Origin of the sequence: Neisseria sp. P0016.S008, assembly GCF_051957775.1 — a bacterium.
Taxonomy (GTDB): domain Bacteria; phylum Pseudomonadota; class Gammaproteobacteria; order Burkholderiales; family Neisseriaceae; genus Neisseria; species Neisseria flavescens_B.
In genome coordinates this window covers 1-254 of the sequence record NZ_JBQCWB010000033.1, presented here as the reverse complement: position 1 = coordinate 254, position 254 = coordinate 1, and the positions used below count along the sequence as shown (strand labels likewise).

1 protein-coding gene is annotated in these 254 nt (G+C 49.6%); it reads left to right on the top strand.

Going from position 1 to position 254, the window contains the following annotated elements:
- A partial coding sequence (grpE, locus tag ACTHS8_RS10865; RefSeq protein WP_440373715.1) for a nucleotide exchange factor GrpE occupies positions 1-254 on the top strand: 254 nt, incomplete at both ends.

Below are 254 nucleotides of genomic sequence, written 5' to 3'. Positions count from 1 at the left end.
ACGAGCATAACGTGCGCCGCCGCCATCATCAAGATATCGCCGATAACCATAAATTTGCCGGACAAAAATTTGCGGGCGAAATGCTGCCTGTCAAAGACTACCTTGACATGGCGCTGCTCGCCCAAAGCGGTAATTTCGATGCCCTGAAAAGGGGCGTGCAAATGACTTTGTACGAGTTGCAAAAAGCGATTGATGCCACCCATATTAATGAAATCAATCCACAGGCAGGCGAGAACCTTGACCCGCATTACCAC